The sequence below is a fragment of the Streptomyces sp. NPDC055955 genome (assembly GCF_042270245.1).
Classification (GTDB): domain Bacteria; phylum Actinomycetota; class Actinomycetes; order Streptomycetales; family Streptomycetaceae; genus Streptomyces.
Map to the genome: position 1 here is coordinate 318460 of NZ_JBHJYS010000004.1, position 26963 is coordinate 345422.

At 70.2% G+C, this 26963-nt stretch carries 24 protein-coding genes; 12 read left to right on the forward strand and 12 right to left on the reverse strand.

Features of this window, described 5'->3' with window-relative positions:
* Window positions 1-75: 75 nt before the first annotated feature.
* Together ACFC96_RS10095 and ACFC96_RS10100 are read right to left on the reverse strand one after the other, a co-directional pair.
* Window positions 76-1131, reverse strand: coding sequence for a LacI family DNA-binding transcriptional regulator (locus tag ACFC96_RS10095; protein ID WP_376611320.1), 1056 nt, complete (start codon window positions 1129-1131; stop codon window positions 76-78).
* Window positions 1132-1368: 237 nt separating this feature from the next.
* A complete protein-coding gene (locus tag ACFC96_RS10100) occupies window positions 1369-2202 on the reverse strand; it encodes a phytanoyl-CoA dioxygenase family protein (RefSeq protein ID WP_376261390.1) in 834 nt (277 codons plus the stop codon).
* A gap of 184 nt (window positions 2203-2386) precedes the next feature.
* On the opposite strand from ACFC96_RS10100, the gene ACFC96_RS10105 reads away from it, so the two are divergent.
* Window positions 2387-3244 carry an AraC family transcriptional regulator gene (locus ACFC96_RS10105; protein WP_376261388.1) on the forward strand — a complete coding sequence of 286 codons (858 nt, stop codon included), beginning with the start codon at window positions 2387-2389 and terminating at the stop codon, window positions 3242-3244.
* 420 nt (window positions 3245-3664) lie between these two features.
* Here the strand turns inward: ACFC96_RS10105 and ACFC96_RS10110 are convergent, their stop codons facing one another.
* Window positions 3665-4291, reverse strand: coding sequence for a maleylpyruvate isomerase family mycothiol-dependent enzyme (locus ACFC96_RS10110; RefSeq protein ID WP_376611322.1), 627 nt, complete (start codon window positions 4289-4291; stop codon window positions 3665-3667).
* Between the two features lie 163 nt (window positions 4292-4454).
* Between ACFC96_RS10110 and ACFC96_RS10115 the strand changes: the two genes are divergently transcribed.
* Both ACFC96_RS10115 and ACFC96_RS10120 read left to right on the forward strand, forming a co-directional pair.
* Window positions 4455-5354: a GNAT family N-acetyltransferase gene (locus ACFC96_RS10115; RefSeq protein WP_376611324.1), complete on the forward strand. Its 900-nt coding sequence runs from the start codon at window positions 4455-4457 to the stop codon at window positions 5352-5354.
* A gap of 109 nt (window positions 5355-5463) precedes the next feature.
* On the forward strand, window positions 5464-5961 hold the full coding sequence (locus tag ACFC96_RS10120) for a GNAT family N-acetyltransferase (protein ID WP_376261383.1): 498 nt from the start codon (window positions 5464-5466) through the stop codon (window positions 5959-5961).
* A 147-nt stretch (window positions 5962-6108) separates the two neighbouring features.
* Here ACFC96_RS10120 and ACFC96_RS10125 read toward each other — a convergent pair whose 3' ends face one another.
* Window positions 6109-6594: a deaminase gene (locus tag ACFC96_RS10125; RefSeq protein ID WP_376611326.1), complete on the reverse strand. Its 486-nt coding sequence runs from the start codon at window positions 6592-6594 to the stop codon at window positions 6109-6111.
* A gap of 315 nt (window positions 6595-6909) precedes the next feature.
* The gene (locus tag ACFC96_RS10130) at window positions 6910-7926 is read right to left on the reverse strand and encodes an NAD(P)/FAD-dependent oxidoreductase (RefSeq protein ID WP_376227372.1); all 1017 of its coding nucleotides are present in this window, start codon (window positions 7924-7926) and stop codon (window positions 6910-6912) included.
* A gap of 99 nt (window positions 7927-8025) precedes the next feature.
* Here ACFC96_RS10130 and ACFC96_RS10135 point away from each other — a divergent pair, with 99 nt between their 5' ends.
* Together ACFC96_RS10135 and ACFC96_RS10140 are read left to right on the forward strand one after the other, a co-directional pair.
* Window positions 8026-8634, forward strand: coding sequence for a helix-turn-helix domain-containing protein (locus ACFC96_RS10135; protein ID WP_376261380.1), 609 nt, complete (start codon window positions 8026-8028; stop codon window positions 8632-8634).
* A 718-nt stretch (window positions 8635-9352) separates the two neighbouring features.
* Window positions 9353-9718: a hypothetical protein gene (locus ACFC96_RS10140; protein ID WP_376611327.1), complete on the forward strand. Its 366-nt coding sequence runs from the start codon at window positions 9353-9355 to the stop codon at window positions 9716-9718.
* Window positions 9719-9883: 165 nt separating this feature from the next.
* Here the strand turns inward: ACFC96_RS10140 and ACFC96_RS10145 are convergent, their stop codons facing one another.
* Both ACFC96_RS10145 and ACFC96_RS10150 read right to left on the reverse strand, forming a co-directional pair.
* On the reverse strand, window positions 9884-10810 hold the full coding sequence (locus tag ACFC96_RS10145; protein WP_376611329.1) for a DUF4232 domain-containing protein: 927 nt from the start codon (window positions 10808-10810) through the stop codon (window positions 9884-9886).
* A gap of 117 nt (window positions 10811-10927) precedes the next feature.
* Complete coding sequence (locus ACFC96_RS10150) at window positions 10928-12340, reverse strand: MFS transporter (RefSeq protein WP_376611331.1); 1413 nt, start codon at window positions 12338-12340, stop codon at window positions 10928-10930.
* Window positions 12341-12912: 572 nt separating this feature from the next.
* Between ACFC96_RS10150 and ACFC96_RS10155 the strand changes: the two genes are divergently transcribed.
* From ACFC96_RS10155 to ACFC96_RS10185, 7 genes are all read left to right on the forward strand, one after another.
* Window positions 12913-14283, forward strand: coding sequence for an MFS transporter (locus ACFC96_RS10155; RefSeq protein ID WP_376611333.1), 1371 nt, complete (start codon window positions 12913-12915; stop codon window positions 14281-14283).
* A 296-nt stretch (window positions 14284-14579) separates the two neighbouring features.
* Entirely contained in the window at window positions 14580-16091 is a 1512-nt protein-coding gene (locus tag ACFC96_RS10160; protein WP_376611335.1) for an MFS transporter, read from the forward strand.
* A 71-nt stretch (window positions 16092-16162) separates the two neighbouring features.
* Window positions 16163-17227 (forward strand): sugar phosphate isomerase/epimerase family protein, encoded by a 1065-nt coding sequence (locus ACFC96_RS10165; protein ID WP_376611337.1) that lies wholly within the window; start codon window positions 16163-16165, stop codon window positions 17225-17227.
* Window positions 17228-17304: 77 nt separating this feature from the next.
* Window positions 17305-18324 (forward strand): DUF6282 family protein, encoded by a 1020-nt coding sequence (locus ACFC96_RS10170; RefSeq protein ID WP_376611339.1) that lies wholly within the window; start codon window positions 17305-17307, stop codon window positions 18322-18324.
* A 139-nt stretch (window positions 18325-18463) separates the two neighbouring features.
* Window positions 18464-19183 carry an aspartate/glutamate racemase family protein gene (locus tag ACFC96_RS10175; RefSeq protein ID WP_376611341.1) on the forward strand — a complete coding sequence of 240 codons (720 nt, stop codon included), beginning with the start codon at window positions 18464-18466 and terminating at the stop codon, window positions 19181-19183.
* A gap of 87 nt (window positions 19184-19270) precedes the next feature.
* Window positions 19271-19927 carry a GntR family transcriptional regulator gene (locus ACFC96_RS10180; protein ID WP_376611343.1) on the forward strand — a complete coding sequence of 219 codons (657 nt, stop codon included), beginning with the start codon at window positions 19271-19273 and terminating at the stop codon, window positions 19925-19927.
* A 138-nt stretch (window positions 19928-20065) separates the two neighbouring features.
* Window positions 20066-20389 (forward strand): PQQ-binding-like beta-propeller repeat protein, encoded by a 324-nt coding sequence (locus ACFC96_RS10185; RefSeq protein ID WP_376611345.1) that lies wholly within the window; start codon window positions 20066-20068, stop codon window positions 20387-20389.
* 346 nt (window positions 20390-20735) lie between these two features.
* On the opposite strand, the gene ACFC96_RS10190 is transcribed toward ACFC96_RS10185, so the two are convergent.
* The 5 genes from ACFC96_RS10190 to ACFC96_RS10210 form a co-directional block, all read right to left on the reverse strand.
* Window positions 20736-21563 (reverse strand): class I SAM-dependent methyltransferase, encoded by an 828-nt coding sequence (locus ACFC96_RS10190; protein WP_376611347.1) that lies wholly within the window; start codon window positions 21561-21563, stop codon window positions 20736-20738.
* Between the two features lie 517 nt (window positions 21564-22080).
* The gene (locus ACFC96_RS10195; protein ID WP_376611349.1) at window positions 22081-24255 is read right to left on the reverse strand and encodes a glycoside hydrolase family 3 N-terminal domain-containing protein; all 2175 of its coding nucleotides are present in this window, start codon (window positions 24253-24255) and stop codon (window positions 22081-22083) included.
* Between the two features lie 83 nt (window positions 24256-24338).
* Entirely contained in the window at window positions 24339-25277 is a 939-nt protein-coding gene (locus ACFC96_RS10200; RefSeq protein WP_376611351.1) for an ROK family protein, read from the reverse strand.
* Window positions 25274-26146, reverse strand: coding sequence for a hypothetical protein (locus ACFC96_RS10205; protein ID WP_376224351.1), 873 nt, complete (start codon window positions 26144-26146; stop codon window positions 25274-25276). Before ACFC96_RS10205 ends, ACFC96_RS10200 begins: the two co-directional genes overlap by 4 nt.
* Window positions 26147-26183: 37 nt before the next feature.
* Complete coding sequence (locus tag ACFC96_RS10210) at window positions 26184-26957, reverse strand: phytanoyl-CoA dioxygenase family protein (protein WP_376611353.1); 774 nt, start codon at window positions 26955-26957, stop codon at window positions 26184-26186.
* Window positions 26958-26963 lie beyond the last annotated feature (6 nt).

The window sequence follows — 26963 nt, forward strand, 5'->3', positions numbered from 1 at the left end:
GGTCTGGAGGTAACGCTTCCGTAAACGTGCGGAAATCCGTGAACGCGGAGCCGAAGAAGGGCGGTTACGCCCCGCTCACACCGCGCGTTCGTCCGCGCATCCGCAGCTCGCCCTGCGCGTCACCGTCACCGGCAGCACGCGTACCTCGGCCGCCCGGTCGCGCTGGTGGAGCCTGGCGATCAGCAGCTCCACGGCCACCTCGCCCAGGCGCCCGGTCGGCTGACGTACGGTCGTCAGCGTCGGCCGCACCAGACGACTCAGCGGGATCCCGTCGAAGCCGGTCACGGCGATGTCGTCGGGGACGGCGACACCGCGCGCCTCCAGGGCGTGCAGCGCGCCCACCGCCATCTGGTCGTTGGCGAACACCAGGCCGTCGGGCATGGTCTCGTCCCGGTCGAGGAGCTCCAGCGCGGCCTTGCGGCCCGCGGCCTGGGTGAGGTCGCCTCTGGTGTCGGGCGCTTTCGGCAACGGCAGTCCGGCCTCCAGATGGGCGGCCTGGAAGCCACGGAAGCGTGCCTCGCCGTCAGGTGAGTCGGCCGGGCCGCCGGCGAAGGCGAGGCGGCGCAGCCCGTGGTCGACGATCAGATGTCGCGTCAGTTCCAACTGCCCGTCGAAGTTGGCCACCTCGGCGTGGTCGTAGCCGGCGTGCCGCTCTCCGGCCAGCAGGACGACGGGCTGCCGGCGCCCCACGACGTCGAGGTCCTCCTCGGTCAGCGACTGCGCGAGTACGGCCAGACCGTCCACGCGTCCGGCCACCTCGGCGAGTTGCCGGCCGGCCTGGTCGGCGTGCGCGGCCGAGATCAGCAACGCGTAGCCCTGGCGCCGCGCCGCACGCTCCATTCCGCGGATGACCTGGTCCGAGTAGAGCACCAGCTCGGCGTCCTCGGCGCCCGGCGCGTGCTCCGCCTCGGTGTCGTGGAAGTCGGGGAAGCACAGTCCCAGGACGCCGGTCGCCCTGCTGGCGAGCCCGCGGGCGCTGCCACTCGGCACGTAGCCGAGTTCGCGTGCCGCGGCCAGGACCTTGTCGCGGGTCGCCGCCCGGACCGCGTCGGGATTGCGGTAGACGCGCGACACGGTCGCGATGGAGACGCCGGAGTGTTCGGCTACGTCGTACACCGTGGGAGTGGTCATCTTGCTGTCTCGCCTCGCCCCTTCGCCCGGCACCCTGGGGCGTGCCGGGTGCCCGCCGTCGTTGCTGAAAGCGCATTCAGCCTACGGTCGGTCCGGGTGCCGGGGCAACATACCCGGTCCGGGTGCCGGGGCAACATACCTGGTGCTGGTGCTGGTGCTGGTGCTGGTGGCGTCGGCAGGTGGCGGATGGCAGATGGCCACCGGTGGCGGCCGCCGGCCTGCGTGCCTGCGCTGCCGTCAGCGGCGCGCGTCGTACAGCACGGGGTTGAGCGGCGTGTCCGGGACCTGGCCGATCGCGGTGCCGGGCATCCAGCCGCGGTCCGCGGCCTGATGGTCGTTCGTGGGCTCGGCGACGCGGATGTCGGCGTCCATGTAGATCACCGTCATGACGCGGCGCGGGACGGCTGCGCGGTTGGGACCCGCGTGGTGGAAGGTCCACCCCCGGTGGAAGCTCGCGTCGCCGAGCGCGAACGGTTCCACGACGTCCTCGAAGTTCTGCTCCCTGACGGTTTCCTTGAGGCGGGCCTCGGACTCGTCGGATATCGGCAGGTCGCGGCCGTACGCGAAGTGGTGACTGCCACGGGCGAACGCGAGCGGCCCCATCTCCATGGGGGTTGCCTGCAGCGGCAGCCAGACGGTCAGGCAGCGGTCGGAGGACAGCGGCCAGTAGTACTGGTCGGCGTGCCAGGGCGTGATGCCGCCGGACGGCTCCTTGTACAGCGCCTGGTCGTGGTAGAGACGTACCGCGTCCACGCCGAGCAGCTCGGCGGCGATCCGCGCGAGGCGCCGCGAGAACACCAACTCCTTCACCTTCTCGTTGTGCTCCCACAGGTTCGTCACCTGAAGGAACGCCTTGCCGTAGGTGTCGCGCTCCGCCAGCGGCAGGTCCTGGGTGTTGAGCCGGATCACCTCAGAGGTGATCGTCGGCTCGTACGCGGCGATCGTCTCGGGCGTGAGTACGTTCCGCAGGTGCGCGAACCCGTCCCGGTCGAAGTCCGCCACTGCGTTCGACGGCAGGCCGTCGAAGGGGCGGTCGAGCTCCGGCATCGGCGACGTCGGCGTAACGGTCATGGCGGACTTCTCCTCGCTGTATCGGCGTGGTGCCGGTCTCGGCTGTATCGACGTGGTGCCGGTCTCGCGGGTGGCAGGCCTCCACGGTCGCAGCGGACGTCGGCGGGGGCTACGCCGCCAATGACCCGTTCCGGTACTCAGTTGCCCCGTAAGAGGCGCTCCCGCCTGCGCTAGCCTGCACGCCGTGAAACCGCGCCACGAACAATGGAGTCTCCCCGAGGACACCACCTTCAAGAGCTTCATCCGGCGTGAGAGCGCCTTCGACTTCGGCTGGCACTATCACGCCGAGTACGAACTCTTGCTGATGACCGAGGGGGCGGGCACGCGCTACGTGGGTACCACTGTCGAGCCGTACGCGCCCGGGGACCTGATGCTGATCGGCCCCGATGTGCCGCACACCTTCGTGTCCCGGCCGCACCCCGGCGGCGTCGCCGAGGCCGCCGTCGCCCAGTTCCGCCACGGCTTCCTGGGCCGTGACTTCTTCGCGCTGCCACAGTTCCGCGCCGTGCGCGCGCTGCTGGAGCGATCCGCCCGTGGCCTCCTGTTCACCGGCGCCTCCGACGCCGTGCGCGCGCGGCTCACCGGCCTGCCGGAACAGCGTGACAGCGCGGCGGCCACGATCGCCCTGCTCGACGTCCTGGGCGGTCTGGCCCACCAGGCGGACGACGCCGCCCCGTTGACCAGGCCGGGGTACGCACCCGCTCCCGACATCGAGGCGCGCCGCCGCGTCGACGACGTCTGCCGCCACCTCCAGCGGGCACACACCCGGCCGGTCGAACTCGTCGAGATCGCCGCGATCGCGCACATGGCACCGACTTCGTTCAGCCGCTTCTTCCGCCGCACCATGGGCCGCACCCTCACCGACTACGTCAACCAGCTGCGCACGGAGACCGCTTGCCGGCTGCTGGCGACGACCGAGCTGCCTGTCACGGAGGTGGCGGCCCGCAGTGGGTATCAGAACCTCTCCAACTTCAACCGCCGGTTCCTGGAGCTCCACCACATGAGGCCCAGCGAGTACCGGGCAGCGCATCTGCCCGGGTGAGCCTCGGGCCCACCCTCGTGAATCCCGCGGCCCCGAGCGTGTGTGCAGGCCGAGTCCGGTCGTCTGTGCTGGTCTCGCAGGCCGTCTCCGGCCTTGTCCCGAAGCGCTCTTCCAGGCGACCACGTCCCGAGGTGGTCTTTCCGGCAGCCGCGCAGAGTGCGTGACGAGGTGCTGTCCTGCGGCCACGACGGGGCGCTCCGCTCGCAACACGAACACGAACACGGACACGGACACGGACACGGACACGGACACGGACACGGACACGGACACGGACACGGACACGGACACGGACACGAGCGCGCCGAGTCCGGGTGACGCGTCGCCCTGAAGGCCGGCTCTTGGGGGCTGGCCCTTGGGGTTGGCTCTGGGGCCCGCGAAGGTCGCCCCGTGCCGCGGGCCGGGCAGTCCCGGCGAGAGGGGTCAGACACCTTCCGCCAGAGTGGCGACGCCGGGGCCGTGGAGATCGTCGAGTGCCACCCGGCGCCCCATCACGGCCAGCAGCAGGGAAAGCGCGGGCCCGTTGACCTCTGGTCCGGTGCCGATCGTCAAGTCGGCGTCAGGTGTGCTGAGTTGAACGCGCGTCACCAGTTCCTTGGCGCCGCCGAAGGACGCGGGGGTGCGCGTCTGGAGCCGGAGTGATCTGACGACGGCCTGCGTGGGGTAGGTGCGGGTGAGCCCGAGGGGCCGGCGGATGTCCTCGCCGTGGACGATTTCTTCGACGAGCCGGCTGTCGAGAGGGGCCGGAGGGGTCGATGTGCGCGATGCCACCTGACGGAACCGCTCCAGGGTCTCCTGCGGTGCGCTCCGGCGTTCGCGTTCCACGCCGCGGGTGTTCTGGCGGTTGAAGTCGAACCGTGCGAGGGCCATATCCTTCACGAAGCCGAGGCGTGTGGTGCGGGCCGTGTCGACCAGATGGGCGAGCACGTCGTGCACGGTCCATCCGTCACAGAGCGACGGCTTCAGCCACTGATCGTGTTTCAGGTGCGCGAGATCGTCGATCAGTGCCGCACGCTCGGCGTGCACGATGGCCCAGACATCGTCCGTCACGGCTTCTCCTTCATATCGGCCCAGTGTCTGCCGACTAGGACTTATGGGACGGCCGGAACTCATCGTCCGGCGTGCGGAGTACCCGTTCGGCGATGAGCGCCTGCGGTGTCTCACCTGCTCGCGGGACTGGCCCGAGCGCAATTCTCTGACTAAAGTCAGAGGTATGGATGAGGCGCAGGTCGACGCAGTGCGACGGTTCAACCGCACGGTCACTGAACGTGTGGGCGTGCTGCACGACCACTACCTCGGCCTCGGTCGGCCGGTGGCCGAGGCACGGCTGCTCTGGGAGATCGGCGTACAGGGCCGGGACGTACGGTGGCTGCGCGAGCGCCTCGGGCTCGACTCCGGGTACGTCAGCCGGCTGCTGCGCTCCTTGGAGACGGACGGCCTCGTGACAGTGGAGCCGCAACCGCAGGACAGGCGGGTGCGCACCGTGCGACTCACCGACGCGGGCCGCGCGGAGTTCGCCGTGCTCGACCGGCGTAGCGACGAAGTGGCCGGCTCCCTCCTGGAGCCGCTCAACACCGACCAGCGCGCCCGGCTGGTCGTGGCCATGGCCGAGGTCGACCGGCTGCTGACGGCCGCGACGGTCACGCTGGACGTGGTCGACCCGGACCGCCCGGACGCCCGGCACTGCCTGCGGTCCTACTTCGCCGAAGTGCGGGAGCGCTTCGAGAGCGGATTCGACCCCGCGCGGAGCCTGCTGCCCGACGCGGGCGAACTCCGGCCGCCGCACGGCCTGTTCCTGGTCGCCCGGCTGCACGGCGAGCCTGTCGGCTGCGCAGGTCTGAAGCTGCCGGCCGGTGCCCCGGCCGAGATCAAACGTATGTGGGTCGATCCCCGCACGCGGGGCCTCGGTCTCGGTCGCCGGTTCCTGGCCGAGTTGGAGGCGAGGGCCGCCCAGCACGACCACGACGTGCTGCGCCTGGACACCAACAAGGCGCTCACCGCCGCGATCGGCCTGTACCACTCGTACGGCTTCCAGGAGGTCAGTGCCTTCAACGACGAGCCGTACGCCCACCACTGGTTCGAGAAGCGCATCAGCGCACCGCGATCGGGTTGAACACTCCGACGGGCCGGCGCGGGGTGTGCCGCAGGTCGAAGAGGCCGGCGCCGCGAGCAACTGCTCTGTGTGGAGCGCCTGCACGTCAGGGGGTTGTAGCCTCGCTCCCATGAGCTGGCTCCCGGATGACTTCGTCCACCCCGTCCATGTGCCCGTGCCCCACACCGCGCTGCACCTGCGGCCGATCCGTGAGGCGGACACCGCGCTCGACTACCCGGCCGTGATGGGCTCCCAGAAGCGGCTGTGGGAGATCTTCGGTCCGGCCTGGGCATGGCCGAACGAGTCGATGACCTACGAAGAGGACCGCATCGATCTGTTGCGCCACGAGAAGGAGATCGCAGCGCACCAGTCCTTCAACTACGCGCTGCTGGACGAGGAAGAGACGGCGGTCCTCGGCTGCGTCTACATCGATCCGCCCGAGCGCACCGGATCCGACGGCGAGATCTCCTGGTGGGTGGTGGACGATCTCGTCGGCAGCGCGGCGGAGCGCGCGCTCGACGCGCTCGTGCCCGAGTGGATCGCCGCCGACTGGCCCTTCCGCAATCCTCGCTTTCTGGGCCGGGACATCACCTGGCAGGAGTGGCTGTCGCTGCCGCCCACCACCTGACCCACCTGATGGCCCGACACTCCCCGGACGGTCGGGGAAACTGTTCCCAGGAGGCCGGTCAGGGCACCGAACGGTCGTGTGCGGGTACGAGTCGCCGGGCGCGGCCAGGGCGTGACCGGACGACTGAAGGGGAGTGGGTGGGGCTGGTCAGGAGTCGGACGACTGCTGTGCCAGGCGTCGGTGCAACTCCTTGACGGCGGGCACGAGTTCGTCGACGGGGCCCTCGACCTCGACCGAGGGAGCGACTTCCTGGATGGTCAGGCTGCGCACAGGTGCCTGGGGGCGGCCCCACTCGGCGAGCCACCCGGACAGCTGGGCCGAAGACGCCACGTACACGATGCGGCCGAGGCCGACCCAGGCGTGCGCGGCCGAGCACATCGGACAGTGCTCACCCGACGTGTAGACGGTGGCGGCGGCGCGCTCCTGAGGCGAGAGGTTGCCGGCCGCCCAGCGGGCGAGTTCGAACTCGGGGTGGCGGGTGGCGTCGCCGTCCGCCACCCGGTTGCGATCCTCCACGCGGACGGTTCCGGCACCGTCGACGAGGACGGAGCCGAAAGGCTCGTCCCCAACCTCCAGCGCCTCGGCAGCCAACTCGACGCACCTGCGCAGATGGTCCAGCTCACGTGTGTCCATCAAAGCCCCTCCGAGCGCTCGACACCGAAATGCGCACGCCATGCTCACACAGACCCAGGGGCCAGGCCCGCACCGGTGTTGTACTCGGCGGGTCTGCGGCGGTGCGACGTACACCCGCCGAGCGGCAGTTGCTGCGCGACCGTCGGCACGGCAGCACCGTTGGGCCCAGAAGCCGGTCGTGGGGGAGGGGCGCAAGCGGTCGGTGAAGGGCAGGGCCGAGTCGGCACCCGGAGTACGGTCGGTTGCGGAGTGGGCAGGCGGGCGGCTGCCTGCGCATCGTTCGATGTGGATGTGGGCCGGTGCGGGGCCCGGGCGTCATGCGGTGATGGGGGTGCCGCCCTGTGCCGCGGCGAGGGCCGCGTCAGTGTCGGCGGTGGCCAGGTGGGCGTTGACGTCGGCGCCGGCCAGGGCGCCTGCCGCGGCGGAAGCGCCGAGCTTGGCGGTCAGGTCGGTGGCGTTGCCGGCCACCCACACACCCGGCACCTCGGTGATGCCGGCCGCGCCGGAGGCGATGCGGCGGCCCATGTTGTCGGGCACGTCCTCCATCGGCAGCTTCAGGCCGTCCAGGCCCTCGGCGCGGGCCTGCATCCTGGGGACGACCGCGAGGATGCGGCGGGCCGCGAACGTGCCGTCGCTCAGACGCACCCCGGCGATGCCGCCGTCCTCGCTCTTCACGACCTCCCGCACCGGGGTGTCGACGATCCGGATGGCGCGGGCGGCGAAGCGCGCGCGGGTGTCCTCGTCCAGCTCGGTGTCGCGCGTGAAGTAGACCAGGTCGTCGGTCAGTTGGCGGAACAGCAGGGCTTGGTGCGCCGAGGCGGGGCCGGTGGCAAGGGCGCCGATGGGCTCGTCGCGCACCTCCCAGCCGTGGCAGTACGGGCAGTGCACCACGTCGCGCCCCCAGTGCTCGGCGAGGCCGGGCACGTCGGGCAGCACGTCCCGCAATCCGGTGCACACCAGGACGCGACGTGCCGTCAGGGTGCGGCCGTCGGCCAGGGTGAGTGTGAAACGCGGATCGCCCCCGCCGCCGGGGGCGGCAGGCTCGGCGGCGGCTACCTCGCCGAAGACGACCCGCCCGCCGTAGCGGCGCACCTGCTCCCGGCTCTGTCCGAGCAGCTCGGCGGGCGGGGTGCCGTCCAGCACGATGAAGCCGTGCATGGCCTTCGCGGGCGCGTTGCGGGGCGTGCCGCTGTCGATCACGACGACCGAGCGCCGGGAGCGGGCGAGCGTCAGCGCACCGTTCAGCCCCGCGGCACCGCCGCCGATCACCACGGCGTCCACAGTCGTCCGGGGCAGTGCGTCGGTCGCGTATGCAGAAGCCGTCACCGTCATGTCCTCGCACCCTTTCGCTCCGGCGTGACCCCACCCTTTCCAGGTCACCACAGGGGTGAACGTATCGCCTGCTTGCATCACAGGCATACGATGTTGCCTATGACGCAAAGTGACGGCGAGCTCGACAGCCTCGTACGCAAACGGATCCGCGCCCTGCGCGTGGCACAGGGCTGGTCCCTGGAGGAGCTGGCCACCCGCGCCAACGTCAGCCAGTCCACGCTGTCGCGCATCGAGAACGGCCAGCGCCGCCTCGCTCTGGACCAGCTGGTCACTCTCGCCCGCGTGCTCGACACGTCTTTGGACCAGCTCGTCGAGACCGCGTCCGACGACGTCATCATCAGTCCGAGGATCGACGCGGCCCACGGCCTGATGCGTTGGCCCGTCAAAGGCGACCCGGGGATGAGCGTCATGCGTCAGCGGATGACCGAACCGCCCCCGGACAATCCCGCACGCATGCGGGCGCACCCCGGCCGGGAATGGCTCGTCGTCCTGTCCGGCACCGCGACCCTCATGCTGGGCCACCGCCGCTTCCGGATCGAGACCGACCAGGCCGCGGAGTTCCCCACCATGCTCCCGCACGCCATCGGCGCCGAAGGCGGCCCCTGCGAGATCCTGGGCATCTTCGACCGTGACGCCCGCCGAGGTCACCAGCGCGACGGCGACAGCAAGACCGTCGGCGACTTCGAACCGGGCGGCCCCTGTTCCTGAAATCGTGCCGCGGCAGAAGTCTTGCCGCCCGCCCAGCAGAATGCCGCCCGTGCCGGCAGTCAGGCAGACACGTCTGACCTGGACGCGGAAGTGCCCAGCGTGCGCTTCACCGCCCTTGGCGGCCGCGCAGCACTCGGCGTCGCCACGGCCGACGATGACACATGGCGACGCCTGACGCGGGCTTTGGTGACTGACTGGCAGCGCGCGTACCTCTTGGGTCACTGTGCCGGGCAGGGTGTGCAGGGGGAAGCGGTGCCCCGGGCTCCGCGAAGGAGCAACGGTTGGACCGGTCGGGCCAGTTCATTCCCTTCGAGTCCGCTCGCGTGAGGCTGCGCCGCTGTGGCGGCCGGAAGTTCAGTTGAGTGCTCAGAAGGCCGTGCCACCAGCGGATTCGCCCGCCGAGAGGCGTCGATCGACGGGTTCGGCGCCGAGATGAGTGCCCGCTCAAGATGACGTGGAGCGGATACGGAGTAGCGTTTAAGACTGAGACCGCAACCCGGGACGCGCCCCATCGGCGAAGTCTTCTCGCGGTGGACAGCTCGACTGCTACCGCGGGTTCGCGCGTAGAGCCGTACACGGCCGGCACGGCCGGCGGCCACGGCGTGTCTTTCAATTTCCAGAGCGGTGACATTTCGACCGCGCGCCCTGATCCTTCTTGCGTGCGCGGCCATCCATCTCGCGTTCGGGTGCGCGAGACGATGGAAGGGAGAAAAATCTCATGCGAGCACTTCGCGTGAAGCGCCTCTTCGTGGTGACCGCCACCGGAGTTCTGATGGCGGGTGGCGCCGCGATCGGCACAGCGGGGACGGCCTCGGCCAACACAGGCTCGAACTACCACAACTCCGGCCACGGCGATTGCTACAACCGCGGCTGGGGCTGGAACTGGAAGTACGACAACTGCCGCTACAACGGTCACCACCGCTACGGTGGTTACAACCGCGGCTACTACAACGACTACGGTCGCGGCTTCTACGGTCGCGGCTACGGCGGCTACGGCGGCTACGGCGGCTATGGCGGCGGTGGCTACGGCGGCTACGGTGGCGGTGGCTACGGCGGCTACGGCGGCGGCTACGGCGGCCGGTGACGGCTGCCTGCTGAGAACGGTGTGCGGCCCCGGTCAGTGCCGGGGCCGCACACCGCGGTACTCCCGAACTCGCCCGCAAGGGAACGTCCGTCCCGTGCTTGGTCCGCCGAACGAATGTCGTGCCGATCGCGGACTTCTGATCCAGCCTGATCCAAACGAAAGGCCCTAGCGTTCCGCCTTCGCCCACGGTTCGACCCCGAGCTTTCCGGTGGTTCCGAGGTCGAGGTGCGGGGTCACGGTCACGGGGTCGGCACCGGCCTTCGCCCTGACCCGCACATGGGGAACGTTCACCGCCGTACCGGCCTCGGTGGTGTTGCGCCATACCAGGCCGGAGGTCGCCGACTCGCCGGGCTCGAGTGTGATGGGCCGTGGCGGCTCGTCGGGACCGGCGCCGGTGGTGATGTCGCCGCTGCCGTCGAGGATCTCGATGCCGTCCACGGGGTCGAGGTCGTCGTCCAGAAGTTCCAGCAGCGGGTAGCCGTCGACGGTGTAGTCGCGCTTCCCGCAGTTGTCGAGGCGCAGGCCCACGACACGCAGACCCATGGCCGCGTCGCCCTTGTCGGCGCTGATCCGGATGCCGGAGGCGGGGCACGTGCCCGGCTCGGCGGGCGCCTCACCCGCGGGGACCGTCGTCACTTCGAGGACCTTGGCCTGCGTCACCCGCGGGGCGTCGGGCGGCAGTTCCCCCGCCCGGACCGTGCCCCGCACCGTCTTCCCGGGGCCGACGTCGCGCACCGTCGTGGACTGGTTGATCACGGCTCCGCCGTCGCTGCCCAAGAAGGTGAACACGACTGAGTAAGTCAGTCTCTCGGTACCGTTGTTGATGACCTCGTAGGTCGCAAGCACCCCCGAGTCCGCGGGGATGCCGCCGGCGGAGACGGACGTGCTGCGTGTGGGCGACGGGGAGACCGACGGGAGCGTCAGCGATGTGATGCGTACGCCGTCCTCGCCCGGGTCGTCGACCTGCGTGCGGGTCGGCCGTTCGGCCGCACCGGAGCCGGCGCTCGCGGGGCCGGTGTGCTCCGTCCCGCAGGCCGTGAGGAGCAGGGCGGTCGCGGCCAGAACAGGCAGAAGGGAAGCGGGTCTTCGCATGCGGTCACCTCAGCAGGGTGTCGGCCATGCGGGTATGACGGAGGCCATAATTCCGGTCACGAAGGTGCTACAAGCGGGCTCTTTCCGAAGCACCGTTCGGCGTTGCATCTCGCCCGTTCAGTCGGTGACCGGGCGGTGCGCCCGCCGCGGGACGCAGAAGAGCGCAAGGGAAGCGGCCGTCAGGTACGCGGCAGCACCGATGGCCATGCTGGTCCGCAGCCCGGTGGTGAAAGTGCCCGCGGAGGCCAGCAGGGAGCCTCCCAGCGCGACGCCTGCGGCACTGCCGATCTGACGGGTCGTGTTGAACAGCGCGGAGGCGGTGCCGGAGTACGCGTCCGGGGCCGCGGCCATCACGGTGCTGGTCGCCCCGGTGAGGGCGAAGGACGTGCCGAAACCCGCCGCCATCATCGGCGCCACGAGCAACGCGTAGTCGGGGTTCCGGCCGGCCGCGGCCCAGCCGGCCAGCCCCGCCGCTCCCACGAGCATGCCGGTGACCACGAGCGGGCGGTGCCCGGTGCGGCGTGCCAGCCGCCCGGACAGGACGGAGGCGAACATCGTCATGGCCACCGCGGGGAAGAGGGCGAACCCGGTGCGCAGAGCGGTGAGGCCGCGCTGATGCTGGAAGTACAGGCTGGCGGTGAAGATCATGCCGTAGAAGGCGAAGTTGAACAGCAGGCCGATGGCCGCTCCGCCGCTCATCGGGCGGGAGCGCAGCAGCCGCAGGGGCAACACGGGGGTGCGGGCCAGGTGTTCGCGCAGGACGAACGTGGCGGCTGTCAGCAGGCACAGGCCGGCCCCGGCCAGAATCAGCGGGTCCGTCCAGCCACGTCGTCCGGCCTCGTTCAGCACGGCGGTGAGCAGGGCCACCGTCGCGATGATCGCGCACTGGGCCGGCCAGTCCACGGGGCGGTCCGTGCGCCGGGCCGAAGCGGGCACGCGGCGCAGTGTGAGCAGCAGGCAGACGCATCCGACGGGCAGGTTGATGAAGAAGACCCAGCGCCAGCCCACGGTGGTGACCAGGAGGCCGCCCACGAGTGGGCCGGCGGAGGCGGCGATGCCTGCCATGGAACCCCACAGGCCGAAGGCCCGGGAGCGCTCGGCGGGTGAGGGGTACGCCTGCTGGAGGAGAGCGAGGGAGGCAGGCACGATCAGTGCCGCGCCGAGTCCTTCCACCAGTCGGGCGGCGATCAGGGTCCCGGTGTTCAGGGCCAGTCCGCAGCCGGCCGAGGCGGCGGTGAACACCACCACACCGATGCAGAAGATCCGGCGGTTGCCCAGCCGGTCTCCCAGCGCGCCGCCGGTGAGCAGCAGGCCGGCGAAGATCAGGGTGTAGCTGTTGGTGATCCACTGGATCCCGGTCAGCGAGGCCGACAGTTCCCGCCCCATCACCGGAACGGCGACGTTGATGACGGTCACGTCCAGGATGACCATGAAGTAGCCCGCACAGACCGCGAGCAGCGGGGCCAGGGACCGGTCCGCAGCCGCAGACCTGTCCGAACCACAGGGCTTGGGACCACCGACACGCACCATGGCCACACGTTAGTTCAGGAACACGCCTCTCCCGGGAGACCGGCGCCGTGTCAAGCTTTCACGCTGAACTGCGCCCCGCAACGGACCACGACCGCACCCGACGCGGCGCGCAGACGCACCACCGGACGAGTCGCACCGTGCCGTGTCGAAGCCCGGAGTTCGCGCGCGCGGGCTTGTTCCCGCAGAGCCCTTGACGCACCGGGTCGCAGGCCCCAAAGTCGGGCAGTGGCTCCGCCCGGACGCAGCGACGCCAGGATCCCCGGCGTCCCGGGCCGGGCCGTGTGGCGCCCGCGTCGAAGCGTCCCCCACCGGTTCACACCACTCCGCCGGGGCCTCGACCTGCCGGCGCCGACCCCGTCCGCGAGCCCGGGTTCCGTCCGGCCTGCGCGCATGGGACCTCACCAATGATCCGCGCAGCCCGCGGACCTGCGACGGACGACGCCGTCCTGCGCGCCCTACGGGGGCCGGTCACCCGTTCCTGACCGTGGAGCACCGTCTCCATGCCTGCCGACGCGCGGACCCCTCACTTCCCGTTCCGCTCATTCCCCCTGGAGAAAAGGTGGTAGCAGGGCATGGCCGGTCAACAACCCGCCCCCTTCACCGCACATCTGGACCCGCAGCACCGTGACCGCGTCTTCCGGCGCATCCTCCTGCGAACCGTCCCCTTCATCACCGTCGTGTACGTCATCGCGTGGATGGACCGGGTCAATGTCGGCTTCGCGAAGCTGACCATGCTGGACGACCTCTCGTGGAGCGAGACGGTCTACGGCGCGGGCGCCGGAATCTTCTTCCTCGGCTACTTCCTGTTCGAGGTGCCGAGCAACCTCCTTCTGGAGAGGATCGGCGCACGCAAGACCATCATGAGGATCGCCGTGGGCTGGGGCGTGGTCTCCGTGCTCATGGCCTGGGTCTCCCAGCCGTGGCACTTCTACGCCCTGCGCTTCCTGCAGGGCGCGTTCGAGGCCGGACTGCACCCCGGCATCATCCTGTACCTGACGTACTGGCTCCCGGCGCACCGCCGGGGCAAGGCCGTGGCCGTCTGCATGTCCGCGTCGCCGCTGGCCATGCTGGTCGGCAGCCCGCTGGCCGGATTTCTCATGAAGCGCACCGACGGGCTGCTCGGACAGGCCGACTGGCAGTGGCTGTTCATCATCGAGGGGATCCCGTCCGTCGTCCTGGGCGTGCTCGCGTTCTTCCTCCTGACGGACCGGCCGCGGGACGCGAAGTGGCTGAGCGCGAAGGAACGGGCCTATGTGGAACAAGAGTTGACCCGGGAAACCTCCCGGCTCAGCGGCCGCGAACACTCCCTTCGGGCCATCCTGCGTCTACGGACGACATGGGTCCTCATCCTGAGCCTGTTCTGCATCATCACCGGGAACGCGACGCTCTCCTTCTACGGGCCCAGCCTCGTCGCCGACGCGGGCTTCACCGACCTCGCCGACCTCGGCTGGGTCATGTCGGGCATCTTCGCGCTCGGCTGGACGGGCATGCTCGTCAACGGCTGGTGGTCCGACCGCCGGCGCGAAGCACGTCGGCACACGGCGTGGGCCGCGGCGGTGGGGGCAGTGGGCCTGATCCTGGCCGCCGTCGCGCAGCAGGCGGGCAGTTCGCTCGGTCTTCTCGCGGCCCTGGCCCTCTCGGCAGCCGGAACCATGGGATCGATCCCCGTGTTCTGGAGCCTTCCGCCGCGCTTCATGTCGGGAACCGCTCTCGCCGCGGGCGTCGCACTCATCAACTCCTGTGCGAATCTTGCCGGTTACTTCGCACCGCAGTTCCTCGGCGGCATGAAGGAGACCACGGGCTCCTACGCCCTGGGACTGTTCGTCATCGCGGGCGTGGAGCTCATCGGCGCGGTGCTCGTCCTCGTGTTCATCCGGAAGGAGCCGTCGGCGGTCGGCACCACCGCGCCGGACTCCGGGAAAGCCGACGCGGCGCTGTCCTGAAGTGAGTTGTGCAGGGCCTCTGTTGAGGCAACGGGAGCACCTGGCGGCGGTATACCGAAAATGGGATCCCAAGTATTGACCCTCCCGATCCGGCCGGAGCAAGATGGGATCCCAAGCGGGGTCGGAATGCTGCTTCCACACCGCGGAACGGTTGTGTCAGCGAGCCGGGCAACCCCTGGCCGCTCCACACCAGGACCACCCCTCGACGGCCCCGACCTCCGGCATCGCCGAACAGGCCGTCCGGGGCCCAAGGTTCGCGACACACGACTCGTGCCCGGCGCTCAAAGGAGTTCGCCATGACGCACTACCGCTCGGAACCAGAACCACCTGTGCGTATCACCCCCGTCGAGCACACCGGCTCGGCGGCGACCCGGCAGGCCCCGGCGCCTCCCACCGGCCACGCACCGGTGAACGATCAGCGCAGGGCCCAGCTTCTCCTGGCCTCGGTCATGGACCGGATCGGCACCAACCGATGTCACAAGGTAATTCTCGCGATCGTCGTCCTCGGCGCGTTCTTCGACGTCATCGAGCAGAACACCGTGGGGATCGTCGGTCCCTTCCTCAAGGAGCAGTGGGGGGTCTCCTCGACCGGCATCGGCTTCCTCGCGTCGGCCACCTTCGGGTCGATGTACGTGGGTGCCGCACTCGCGGGGTGGCTCAGCGACCTCAAGGGCCGCAAGACCATGTTCAACTTCAACCTCGCGCTGTACAGCCTGGGCGCCCTGGTCTGTGCCCTCGCCCCGAACTTCGAGGTGCTCGTCGCAGGACGCGTCATCGTCGGTCTCGGACTGGGCGGCGAGTTCGTCGTCGGTCTGACCCTGCTCGCGGAGATGACCTCGACACAGTTCCGCAGCACCGCGATCTCCCTCCTCCAGGTAGGGGCCGGCGGCCTCGGCAATCCGGCCGCCTACCTGTTCGGGTGGGTGACCGTCGGGATCGTCGGCCCGCATCTGCCGCAGTTCCTGGGAGGTCCGGACGCCGGCTGGCGATGGGTCTTCGTCCTGCTGTGCCTGCCGGCCCTGCTCGTCCTCTACACACGCCGCCACATGCCGGAGACCCCGCGGTACCTCGTGTCCAAGGCGCGTACCGCGGACGCCAACCGGTCGCTCAGCGTCCTCGCGTCCGGCCGGATGAGCCCGCGCGGCCTCGTGGTGACCGACTACCTGCCCGACGGCCTGCGACTGACCGAGGAGAAGGCCCGTTGGACCGAGATCCTCAAAGGCCGGCTGGGGCGCAATTCGGCCGTGCTCGGCTCCTGCACCGCCGCGCTCTTCGGCGCCCAGTTCGTGCTGCTGACCTTCTGGCCGACGATCCTGGTGGACCGGGGCTACCCGGTCGCCACCAGCCTCGCCTTCACAATGATCATTTTCACCGGCGCCGTCACCGGAACTCTCTTCGCGACGTTCCTGAACACCAGATGCCGCCGCCGGCCGACGATCGCCGTGGCCGCCGCGCTGTCCTGCGCCTCCGCACTGGCCTTCCCCTTCCTGGCCAACGGGGCGACGGCCATCCTCGTCCTCGGCTTCCTCTTCGAGTTCTTCTCCTGGTGGGCCAACTGCTCGATCTCCACATGGTGTCCCGAGCTGTACCCGACGCGTGTGCGTGCCTTCGGCATCGGCGTCATCTCGAACCTCGGCATGATCGGCGGCGCGCTCCTGCCGCCGGTGGCGGGCGCCCTGCTCGGTTCCATGGGCTCCACCGCCCTGCTGAGTCTCGTGGCCGTCATGTGCGCGGTCGTCCTCGTGGCGGTCCCTTTTGGCCCCGAGACCTTCGGCCGCTCGCTGGAGGAACTGCACGACGAGAACTGACCGACTCACGGCCACGTTCCCGGCGACGCGGCCCGACGCAGCAATCGACGACAACCGGATTGGACGGGACTGTGCGCATCGGAATTGACGGACTGAAGATCCCCGAGTCCGCGAAGCGGGGCCCCGGCGGCACCCTCGCCCACGCCAGGGAACTGGGCCTGGAAGGTGTCTTCTTCCGCTCCGTCCTCGGCCTGAGCCCCACCCTCGACCCGGTCGAGCTCCGCACCGTGCGGGCCCGGGCCGACGACTTGGGGATGTACCTGGAGACCGGCCTCGGCAAGGTCAACCCCTTCGCCATCCCGGAGGCTCCCGAGCTGAGGGCCGTGGGGGACGGCGACACCCTCCTCGGGTTCCGGCGGATGATGGAGGCATGCGCGGCGATCGGCTGCCGCGAACTGTGGGCCTCGACGGCGATGGTCAAGCCGATGTTCGCGGGCCGGCTCGCCTGGGACCGCTTCCGGACCGACGTCAGCTGGGAGGAACAGCTCGTCGCCATCGAGCGCTTCCTCGGCCGGCTGGCACCGTACGCCCGGGACCTCGGTATCCACATCAACCTCGAAACCCACGAGGAGATCACCTCCTTCGAGCTGGTGCGCCTGGTGGAAGCCGTCGGCCCCGACGTCATCGGGATCGTCTACGACACGGCCAACGCCCTGCACCGCGTCGAACACCCCGTGTGGACGGCCCGCCGCGTGGCCCCGTACGTCCGCCAGACCCACATCAAGGACGCCCATGTCGCACATGGCGAGGACGGGCTGTACTACCAGCTCAGGCCGTGCGGCACCGGCGTCGTCGACTTCACCGAAGTCATCCCGATCATCACTCGGGCGAACCCGCGGGTGAACCTCACCCTGGAGACCTACGAGTCGTACGAGGACCGCCCCCGCAACCCCGAGAAGTGGCTCCTGGAGATCTACGACGACGAGTTCCTCCGGGCCCACCCCGACCTGACCACCGCTGAGTTCGCCGCCTACCTCAAGACGGTTCGCGACTACGAGCAGCGCATCGCCTCCGACGAGCTGCCGGACCTGGACACGTACGCGCGAGCACCGTTCGGGTACGCCGAAGCGGTCCGCTACATCAAGGACAGCGCCGCACACATCCGCGGCATCTGTGCGGCGGAATCGACCAACTGACCGTCAGGACAAAAGAACTGACTGTCCCTCGCATACCCGCTCCCTCACCCCTCTCCATACGGCAAGGAGTCATCCAAGTGACCGCTCTGTACGAAACGTCCGACGACAGGTCGATGGAACTTCCCGACGAGCTGCTCCGTGGGACGAGCGACGTGCACGTCCACAGCGGACCCTGGCTCAAGTCGTGCCCCGGCCGTCTGGACCCGTTCCAGATCGCCGAACAGGCAAAGTCCGCGGGCATGAAGTCCCTCGTCTACTACGACCACACCATGGGCATCAGCAACGGGACGTCGATGCTCGTGAGCCGTCAGGTTCCCGGGATCCAGATCTTCGGCGGGATCATCATGACCTCCGTCCTCGGAGGCCTCAACCCACGCGCCGTCAAGACCGCGCTGCACTACGGGGCCGGCGCCAAGTTCGTGCACTTCGGAGCACACTGCACCCACTTCATGGCCAGTCATGAGGGGAGTTACGTCGACGGCAAGCCGGTTCCGTTCAAGGACCAGTACCCGAAGTTCGCCGAGCAGGAGCTGTCGCGTTCCATCCGGATCCCGCTGGACGGCCCGGTTCCCGACGCCCTCGAGGAGATCCTGGGACTGATCGCCGAGCGGCCCGACGTCCACCTCAACACCGGGCACCTGTCGGTCGAGGAGGCCTTCAGGCTCGTGGACCTCGCCATCGACGCCGGGATCAGGAAGATCGTCGTGGCGCACCCCTGCCGGGGACGCATGACGACCGAGCAGCAGAAGCAGCTCGCGGCCAAGGGAGTGCTCCTCGAGGGTGCGGTGTCCGACTGGATGTTCCACCGCGGCCTGCCGAGGACCAACTACTACGTCGAGCGCGAGTGGGCGGACGAGATCGCGGGCATCGCCAACGCGCCCGAGTTCAGCGGCATCATGCCGTGGGCCAGGCAGATCCGGGAGATCGGCATCGAGCACTTCATCCTCGGCACCGACTACGGCATCCGGTCCGGCCCGACGCCGGTCGAGGGCATGCGCACCCTCATCAGCTCACTCCTCGACCTCGAGTTCAAGCCCGAGGAGATCACCACCATGATCAAGGGAAACCCGGGGCGCCTGCTCGACCTCGAGTCGTAACCCGCGCCGCGCCCCGGAGGCCGGGCCGGGCTCCTCGCCCGTGCCGGGCCCGGCCTCCTCGCCCGCGACCGACATCATGGAACGCGCACGACCCCAGACGCCTGAGCGCGCTCGGGCACACAACGAAAGGGCCCAGCTGGTGCCCCAGCCTTTGCCGAACACCGGAAACCGGACCGTCGTCCTCGTCAATCCCAACACGAACCGGGGCACGACGGCGATGATGGCCGAGCTGGCGCGGAAGCACCTGACGCCTGCGGGACTGACGGTCGAGAGCCTCACCGTCGGGCAAGGCCCCTCGATGATCGTCGATCCCGTCACACTCAAGGAATCCGCGCAGCACGTCGTCGACGTGGTGCGACACCGGCTCGCCGAGCGGTGCGCGGCGAGGGTCGCCGCGGTGGTCATCGCCGCCATAGGGGACCCGGCGCGCGAACAGCTGGCCGCCGATCTGGACATCCCCGTCATCGGCATCGGCCAGGCGTCGATCGTCACGGCTGCCGCCGGCGGCCGCCGCTTCGGGATGGCCACGAGCACCCCGAACCTCGTCGACTCGCTGACGGAACTCGTCGAGCGGCACGGAGCCTCCGACACCTTCACCGGGGTACGGCTCACGCCCTCGGACCCGCTCGTCCTCGCCGCCTCGGCCGAACGGCAGTACCGGGAACTGGCCGCGGCGGTACGGGCCTGCGTCGACAGGGACGGGGCCGAAGCCGTCGTCATCGCGGGCGGCCCGCTGAGCAGCACCGCCCGACGGCTCGCCGCGCTCGATCTGGTCGAGATCGTCGAACCCGTCCCCAGCGCCGCCACGCTCGTCCTCGACGCTCTCCGTGAGGCCGCACCGGACGCCGCGCCCGGCTGACCTCCGGTCGCGGCCTGGCGAAGAGGTGCCCGTCAGGCCCAGACTGGCAGTCCCACCCGGCCGACGAACGAGCGTGAGCAGAGACCCGTGACGACATCGTCCTCCAGGCTGTACCGCAACAAGAAGCCCCTGCGAGACATCGTCGGCGAGCACCTTCGCACCAGCATCTACGACGGCACGCTGCCGCCCGGCACCCGCCTCGTCGAGCAGGAGCTCGCCCAGCAGTACTCGGTGTCCCGGTTGCCGGTCCGCGAAGCCCTGCGCATCCTGCACAACGAGGGCCTCGTCGAGCACCTGCCCACCCGCGGGGTGGTGGTGCGCACCCTGGACCGCCGGCAGGTGTCCGAGCTGTACGACCTGCGCGAGGCTCTCGAAGTCCTCGCCGCCCGGCAGGCGGCGGGGCGAGTCGCCGAGGGCGCGGAGAACCATCTCGCCGCCACGATGGAGCGAGCCGGCGAGGCCGCTGGCGCCGGCGACGTGGCGGCCGCGCACGCGGCCAACTCGAGCCTGCACGAGGAGATCACCGCGCTGTCGGGCAACCTGCTCCTCGCCGAGACGCTGGAGCCCATCGTGGGCCGGGTCGACTGGCTGCGCCGCAAGATCGAGGACTTCTCCCTCATCCAGGCGGAGCACGAGGTCCTGACCGAGGCGATCACCAACGGCGACCCCGACGCGGCTGCCACCGCGGCCCGCCATCACGTACGCGCTTCCCGGGGACGGACGCTCAGGGGGCTTTTTGACTGAGAGCGTCGGGCGTACGTCTCGCGACAGCTGCCGTGCCGCCCAGAAGCCGCGGATGTGGATGCGCATGCCGAACGCGTCGGGCAGGGCGCGGAGGACCAGGTGCGGCCGCCTTGATCTCGTCCCTGACGAAGGGGCACGTTGACCACGGCCGACGTTGTCCGCGGGCACGACCCGGACACGGGCGCGGTGACCTGGGAGTCCAAGGTCGGCGGCGGCAGCGTCTGCGAGCCCGGCCGGGCACCGCTCACCAGCCCCGCTGTGTGGGGCGACATCGCCTATGTCGCGGGCCGCGACGGCGTGGTGCGCGCGTACGACACGAGTGCGTCCGATCCGTCGAAGCCGGTGTGGGAGACCAAGGCCGGGTATCTGCCGGGCAAGAGCCCGCTGGCCGACCCTTGGCGGGTCGCCATGGGCTGCTCGACCGTCTCCTCCGCTCACCGGCCCTGCGAACCTGGACACTGAGAATTCCGGTGTTCGCAGCCTCGGCAGTGGTCGTCGGCGGCACGGTGGCGTCCGCACTGGCAGCGGGCCGACTTCTGTCACCGTGAGTCCCGTTCAGGCGCCCCGTTCGGCTCGCTGCCGGGCGGGGCGCTCTCACCAGGCAGCGGCGCGTACCCGTTCGGCGATGGCCAAATGCCGCCGGACGACAGCAGATGCGCGCTGCCGTCCGGCGGAACCGCAGCCTCGCTGCCGCCACGACGATCGCCGGCCTCTCTCGCGCAGCAGCACGGGGTGAGGATGCCGCCGGTTCGGGCACTGGGCCCGGGGCGGTGGACGGGCACTGTTCAGGGTCGTCAGTGGCGCCGGGTCACCGCGGCCCGTCCTCGGGTTTCCGTCCCCATGCGGTGAGCATGCCGGCCGACAGAGCGGCGCATTCGTCGGAGTCCAGGTACCGGATCGCCGCGTCGACGGCCGCGTCGTCGACCAGACCGGTGGCGAGCGTCGCCGCCCTGCTGCGTTCCCAAGTGTCCGCCCAGAAGCGGCTGATGGGGCTTCCCGGCAGCAGCGGCGGCACATGGATCTCGGCGGCGACGTCCACGAGCCCCGCCCCGAGCAGCCGCTGCGGGTACGACGGAACCCACGAGATGTCGGTTCCGATGGTGGCCCGAAGTCCTTGCCACATCGCCCGCATCATCGTGGTGTACGGCGTATCGGGCGTACGGTCACTCGTCAGGTCGACCGCGTCGCTGAGCACCAGTACACCGCCGGGCGCGACGAGTTCGGCCAATGCCGTGATCAAGCGGTCGTGCTCGCTCAGGTGCATCAGCACGAAGCGCGCGTGGACCAGTTGGAACCGGCCGGGGGCGAAGTCCGCGGCGGTGATGTCGGCCTCCAGCATGTCGAGGCCGGGCACGGGCCGTGCGCTGAGGAACCGTACGTCGCGGTCCACGGCAAGCACACTTGCCACCTCGGCCTCGTCGAGCAGCCGGCGGGACACCGTGCCCGTGCCCGCACCGACGTCGAGGCAGTGCCATCCCGGGCCGACCCCGAGTGCCCGCAGTCGCGCCATGGTGATGTCGTCGTAGGTGAGGGCGCCGAAGTCGATGCGCTCGCCCTCGCCCTCCTGTTCGGGACGGAAGACGGCCTCGCCGTAGCGGCTGCCGGCCGGCACGTTTTCGCGCGGAGTGGCGTTCACGTCGCGGCCCTGCGTGAGACGCCGAGTACGCGTCCGTTGCTGACTTCCAGTGCCCGGTCGGCGAAGGGCTGGAACGGCGGGTCGTCGAGCGGTTTCATGGCCGGGCCTCTTCGTCGGTGGAACGGCAGTGCCGGGCGACCGTTCCTGGGCCGCCGCGCCATCGATCCTCCACCGACCTCCGCCGAGGCGGCCGAGGCGCGCCGGGCTGCCTGAGCCAACCGGTCCAAGGGACGCCGAACAGGAAGCAGCCAGGGAACACTCGTCTGCTGGCCGCGGACGCCACGCTCTGTTGAGGAGCGAGGGCTGCTCAGCCCTCTCGCACACCAGCCCGGCACCGAGCGCCTGATGAGGGTCCCGCGCCCAGGCGGTTGATTCGGCCCCCGAAGCTGTTTGCGCGGAGACGCGGAGACGCGGAGACGCGGAGACACGGGGACACGGAGACGCGACGGGCACACACGCGGACACGGGAAGCGGCGGTGGCCCAGGGGGGGGCGGGCCACCGTCAGGTCCTAGGGGGTCAGTCCGGCACCACCCGCAGTGTGGCGCGGTCCTCCGTCTCCGAGCTCGTGCCCGTGTAGAGGTCGAAACGGCCGGGTTCGACGGTGAAGGTTCCGGTCTGCTCGTTCGTCCAGAAGCCCAGGTCGTCGGCGCCGAGGTGGAAGGTGACCGTGGTGGAGGCGCCGGGGGCGAGGGTGACGCGTTCGAAGCCGCGCAGCTTGCGGACCGGCTGGGTGATGCAGGCCGCGACGTCGTGGACGTACAGCTGGACGACCTCGTCGCCGACGCGGTCGCCGGTGTTGGTGAGAGTGACCGTGATCTCGGCCGTCACGCCCTCGTCCAGGAGAGCGGTCGTGCTGATGGCCTCCCGGCTCAGGCGGGGCTCGGAGACGGTGAAGGACGTGTAGCTCAGGCCGTACCCGAAGGGAAGGCGCGGGCCCTGAGGCAGGTCCAGGTAGCGCGAGCGGAAGTGTTCGTCCGGCGTCTGCGGGTCGTAGGGGCGTCCGGTGCTCTCGTGGTTGTAGTAGATCGGGACCTGACCCACCGAGCGCGGGAAGGTCACCGGGAGCTTGCCGCCGGGGTTCACCCGGCCGAAGAGCACGTCGGCGACCGCGTGGCCGGCCTCGATGCCCGGGTGCCATGCCTCGAGGACGGCCGGTGCCGTGTCCAGCCAGGCGCCGAGTGCGAGGGGCCGTCCGTTGAACAGGACCACGGCGTACGGCTTTCCGGTCGCGGCGACCGCCTCGATGAGTTCCTCTTGGCCGGCCGGGAGGCCGATGTCGCTGCGCGAACAGGCCTCGCCACTCAGCCGGGACTCCTCACCGGCCACGATCACCGTGAGGTCCGCGGCCGACGCCGCGGCCACCGCCTCGTCGATGTCCCCGCCCGCGTGCGTGACCGTACGGTCGGGGGCCGCCGCCCGTACGCCGTCCAGCACGCTCACCGACGGAAACCGGTGTGCGCCCGGACCGCCCCACGTGCCGTGCAGATCGGCCGAGTCGGCGAGCGGGCCGACCACTGCCACCGGGCCCGTGCCCGCAGGGCGGAGCGGCAGCAGCCCCCCTTCGTTCCTGAGAAGCACCATCGAGCGAGCCGCCACGGCCCGCGACGCCGCCCGCGCCTCGCGCGCAGGCTCGGTGATCTCCGCGGACTCGTCGGCATAGGGGTTCTCGAACAGCCCCAGTGCGAACTTCAGTTGAAGGATGCGCGCCACCGCGTCGTCCACCCGGTCCATGGTGATGCGGCCCTGTGCGAGTAGTTCCGTGCCGTGGTCGACGACATGGGTGGAGACCATCTCCATGTCCAGACCCGCATTGAGGGCGAGGCGTGCCGCGTCCGCGCCGTCCTCCGCGTAGCCGTGGGCGATGAGTTCCGCGACGCCGGTGTAATCGCTGACCACGAAGCCGTCGAAGCCCCACTCCGTCTTGAGGACATCGTTCATGGTGTGCGGATTGCCGTGGGCCGGGACGCCGGCCACCGTGTTGAACGAGGCCATCACGGTGGCCACCCCGGCCTCCACGGCTGCCCGGAACGGCGGCAGATAGAGGTTGCGCAGGCGCTGCTCGGACACGTCGACCGTGTTGTAGTCGCGGCCGCCCTCCGCTCCTCCGTACGCCACGAAGTGCTTGGCGCAGGCCGCGATGCGGCCGTCGTCGGCCAGCTCGCCGCCGTCCGCCGGACCCTGGTAGCCGCGCACTTTGGCGGCCGCGAAGGCGGATGTCAGATAGGGGTCCTCGCCGTTGCCCTCGGCGACACGGCCCCAGCGTGGTTCGTGGGAGACGTCCATCATCGGGGAGAACGTCCAGCGCACGCCCTGCGAGCGGGCTTCCTTCGCCGACACCTCGGCGTCGCGCCGCGCCGTCTCCGGGTCGAAGCTCGCGGCCTGCGCCAGCGGGATCGGGAACGTCGTCCAGTAGCCGTGGATCACGTCGAGGCCGAAGAGGAGCGGGATTCCGAGCCGGGACTCCTCGACGGCGATGCGCTGCAACGCGTTGGTGTGCGCAGCGCCGTGGATGTTGAGGACCGACCCGAGCAGCCCGGCGCGTGCCGCGGCCTCCGCCTGAGCGGTCTGGCCGCCGCCCGGTCCGGTGTCCCCGTTCCATGACAGCTGCTGGAGCTGGCCCAGCTTCTCCTCGGGCGTCATCCTGCCGAGGAGTTCCTTGATCTTGTCTTCGTACGGTCCGGGCAGGGGCATGGGCGTACCTCCAGGGGAAGTGTGGGAGCCGCGTGGCAGGGCGGCGGAAGAGAAGGGGGAAGGGAGGGGGACAAGCCGTGATGTCACGCGACGCGATGTGTGTCCAGGGCGTCGGCCGGGTGCTCCCAGGCGGCGAGGGCCGCGCCGACGAGCCCGGAGCGGGCCCCGAGTTCCGCACGGCGGACGGGCGGCCGGCCGCGGCGCCCGGCGTGCGCGGCGTAGGCGGTCCGTATCGACTCGTCGAACAGTCCGCCGGCGGCGCCGAGTCCACCGCCGACGACGATCGCGGCGGGGTCGAGCAGTGCCACCGCCCAGGCAAGTGCCGTGCCGAGAGCACCTCCTGCCGTGCTGAGTACGTCGAAGGCCGCGGCGTCACCGGCCTGTGCGCGGGCCACCACCGCGCGGGCTCCGGTCACGGCCGACCCGGTCACCGCCGAGTAGCGCGCGGCGATCCCGGCCCCCGAGGCGTAAGCCTCCAGGTCCGGCGCGGGACCGCCGCGCACCGGCCACGTGCCGAGCCCCAACGCCTCCCCGCGCTGCCCGGTCCACACGCGCCCGTCCTGCACGAACGCGCCGGAAAGGCCCGTGCCCACAGACACGTACAAGAACGAGCCGAGCCCGCGGCCGCTGCCGGTCCGTGCCTCGGCGAGGGCGCCGCAGCGAACGTCCGACTCGACGACCACCGGCCGTCCCGGGACCAGCGGGGCGAGGAGACCGGCCGGCTGCTCGTCCCAGTTGATGACGTCGCGGCTGGTGAGAGCACCGGCCCCCGACACGTACTCGGGAAACCCGGCGCCGATCCCGACGACCGCCGCGCCCATGTCCCCTGCCTTGACGGTCAGTTGACGTGCCAGCGCCACCGTGCCGTGCAGCCCCGGATCGCGGCCGCCGTCCCGCACCGCGGGACGCCCGGCCTCGTACAGCACCGCGCCGTCCTCCGTGACGAGCCCGCCGGACAGGGTGGTGCCGCCGATGTCGAGGGCGACCGCCACCCGTGCGCCGGCGCCAGGTGCCGCATTCATGGCCGCCAGCCTTCGGGAACACGCCCGGCACCGGCCCAGTACGCGGCGCCCGCGCCGTCGAAGTCCATGAGCTGGTATCGGGTGCCCGCCGGCAGATACGCGGCGTCGTGCGGTGCGACGCGGTGCCACGCCGGGCCCGCGAAGCCGGGCAGGTGCAGATGGACGGTGCCCTCGGTGACGTACAGGACGGTCTCGTCGGCCACGACGTGTTCCTGGCCGCGGTGGCCGGGTGTCAGCCGCCCACGTGTGACCGTCAGATACTCGGTGTCCACCGCGGTCCCTGCCAGATGTCCTCCGTCGTCCTCCGGCAACCAGTGCAGATGACCGTCCTCCCGTACGACGTGGATGCGCGAGGCTGCCTCCCGCTCCGCGCGCGCCGCCGGCCATCGGCCGCTCCAGCGCATGTCCCGGTACCGCGTCTCGCCGAGCAACGGTTGACTTCGCGCGTACGGTGACGCCGTGTCGTGCGACGGCGGCGGCGAGAAGAACTCCAGTACCCGTACGGGCTCGTGGCGTGGATTGACCGCGTGCGTCCAGGTGTCACGCCGGAAGAAGCCGATGTCACCGGCGGCCAGCGGACGCACCTCGCCGTGCTCCGGGTCGATCAGGATCAGTTCGCCCTCCAGGACCGTGTAGGCCACGTCGGCCGCGAACACGGTCGGGTTCATGGCCGAATGTACGTACCGTCCGCGTGGGGGAAGCGTGAACTGAAGGACGTGCAGATCGCTCGACGACACGTACACCCGATCGCTGACGTGCCCCGAACCGTCCTCGTCGCCCCACAGATGCCGTACCGCTGCCTCCTGCCGGACGACGGTGGGGTGCTCGTAGGTGGGACGGGGTGTCGGACGCCGTACGCCTTCGGTCACCGGATGCCTCTCCTCTCTCCTTCCGTCTCCAGCGTCCTCAGAACTCCGCCACGATCTTCCCGTCCGACAAGAACCGGTCCGTGGCGCCCTGCGGGGTGCCCGGCGCGTCCTTGAGCGTGATGACGTCCTTCGAGTACTGCGCGATGTACACCCGCCGGTTGCGGTCGGTCAGGTTCGGACCGCTGCGGTGCATCACGACGCTGGAGAACACCACGATCGAACCCGCCGGCGCCGTCATCGGCATGCCGGGGTCCGAACCGAAGTAGCAGACACGGTCGTTGGAGACGGGATCGGTGATGTGCTTCACGTACGACTTCACTCCCGAGCGCGAGTACGGCAGCAGATGCACCGGGCCGTTGTCCATGGTCACGTCGTCCAGCGCGATCCACACCGTTACGTACGGCTCGTGGTCCTCGTGCACGTAACCGGAGTCCTGGTGCCAGGAGAACGCGGTGTCCGGATCGCCCGCCTTGATGACGTACTGCTCCCAGAACAGATAGGCCTGATCGCCGATCGTGGCCCGGCAGATCTCCGCGGTCAGCTCACTGAACAGGAAGGTCCGCAGCTCGGAGCGGTGCTGGTAGATCATGTTGGAGAAGTAGCGCTTGCCGCGGTGGTTGATGCCGATCGTGTCGACACCGGCCGCGTCCATCTCCGCGTCGAGCCGGTCGATGGAGTACTGCGCTCCGCCGCGCAGCAGGTCCAGCTGTTCTTCACTGAGGGCGTTCTCGAGGACGAAGTAGCCCTCGTTCTCGTACTGTTCGCGCAGCGCGGGCGTGATGAGTTCACCGAGAGTGCCGTTCGTTGCCATGAATGC